Source organism: Streptosporangium subroseum, from assembly GCF_900188345.1.
Taxonomy (GTDB): Bacteria; Actinomycetota; Actinomycetes; order Streptosporangiales; family Streptosporangiaceae; genus Streptosporangium; species Streptosporangium subroseum.
In genome coordinates, this window is sequence record NZ_FZOD01000156.1 from 1 (window position 1) to 1,956 (window position 1,956).

1 protein-coding gene is annotated in these 1,956 nt (G+C 70.7%); it reads right to left on the reverse strand.

What is annotated here, in order from left to right; genetic code table 11:
• Positions 1 to 1,925, reverse strand: a 1,925-nt coding sequence (locus CHC08_RS47760; RefSeq protein WP_275937261.1) for a type I polyketide synthase, incomplete at its 3' end; no start/stop codon positions are given.
• Positions 1,926 to 1,956: the final 31 nt, after the last annotated feature.

A 1,956-nucleotide genomic window follows, 5' to 3' on the forward strand; every position in this document is an offset into this window, starting at 1 on the left:
GCCAGCGGCCGATCCAGATGCGCCTCCACATGCAACGCCACCTGATCGAACGCATCCGCGAACACCGGGAACGTCTCATACAGACCCCGGCCCATTGCCACCCGCTGCGACCCCTGACCGGAGAACAAGAACGCCACCCGGCCGGCATCCACGGTCCCGGACAAACCACCGGTGCCGGATGCGATCGCGTCAAGACCGACGGTCAGTGCCCCGGCATTGCCCGCGAGCACCACCGCCCGATGCGCCAACATCGGGCGCCGAGCGGCCGCCGCCGCCAGAGCCAGCAGCTCCGCTGCCATTCCGGAGCCCTGCTCTGTCGCGGCGACGGCGAGCACCTCCGTGACCGCCCCGCGCAGCCGCTCCGCCTGCGCCCGCAGCGCCGCCTCACTCGCCCCGGAGACCAACACCGGCACCACCGGCAGGTGCGCAGTCGGTACCGGGGCCGGCTCCGCAGCCGGAGCCTCCTCCAAGATCACATGCGCGTTCGTGCCACTGACGCCAAAGGCGGACACGCCCGCCCGACGCGGCCGGCCGTCGGTCTCCCACGGCTGCGCCTGGGTGAGCAGTTCGATCGCGCCGGAGGCCCAGTCCACGTGCGATGAGGCCTGTTCCGCGTGCAGCGTCGCGGGCAGCAGACCGTGCCGCATGGCCAGCACCATCTTCGCGATGCCGACCGCGCCGGCGGCGGCCTGGGTGTGGCCGATATTCGACTTCACCGAGCCGAGCCACAGCGGCGTCTCCCTGTCCTGGCCGTAGGTGGCCAGCAACGCCTGCGCCTCGATCGGATCACCCAGCGTGGTGCCGGTGCCGTGCGCCTCCACCGCATCCACATCAGCCGGGGACAGACCCGCATTGGCCAGCGCGGTCCGAATCACCCGCTGCTGCGACGGACCATTCGGTGCCGTCAACCCATTCGACGCACCATCCTGATTCACCGCCGTGCCCCGCACCACCGCGAGCACCGAACGCCCCGCCGCCCGCGCCGACGACAACCGCTCCACCAGCAGCATGCCCGCGCCTTCGGACCAGCCGGTGCCGTCCGCGCCCTCTCCGAAGGACTTGCACCGGCCGTCGGGGGCGAGACCCCGCTGCCGGGAGAACTCCACGAAGATATCCGGAGTCGGCATCACCGTGACGCCGCCGACCAGGGCCATCGAGCACTCGCCCGACCGCAACGCCTGTGCGGCCAGGTGCAGTGCCACCAGCGACGACGAGCATGCCGTGTCCACCGTCACCGCCGGACCTTCGAGCCCGAACGTGTAGGAGATTCGGCCGGAGATCACTGACGACGCCGTTCCGGTCAGCAGGTGCCCTTCCAGCCCTTCCCCGGTCTCGATCGGCCCGGTGCCGTATCCCATGAACGCGGCGCCCACGAACACTCCGACCGGCTCGCCCTGTAGACCGAGCGGGCTGACCCCGGCCGCCTCGAACGCCTCCCAGGAGGTCTCCAGCAACAACCGCTGCTGCGGATCCATCGCCAACGCCTCACGCGGCGAAATCCCGAACAACCCCGCGTCAAAGTCACCCGCGCCGTACAGGAAGCCACCCTCACGGGCATAGAACGTCCCGGGGTGATCGGGGTCCGGGTGGTAAAGCCGGTCAAGATCCCAACCTCGATCGGTCGGGAACTCCCCGATCCCGTCCCCGCCGGCGGCCAGCAGGTCCCAGAACGCCTCGGGTGTCTCCACCCCGCCGGGTAGCCGTACGCCCATCCCGACGATGACGATCGGGTCGTCGTCCGTCGCGACCACGGGCGCCGAACCAACGGGAGAGGCCGCCTCCGTATCGCCGACCTCGGCCAGGACGAACCGGGCGAGCCGCTCGGCGCTGGGGTAGTCGAACGCCAGGGTCGCCGGCAGCACCAGCCCGGTCGCGGCCCGCAGCCGGTTGCGCAACTCCACCGCGGTCAGCGAGTCAAAACCCAACTCCTTGAACGCCCTACCCGGCTCCACCATC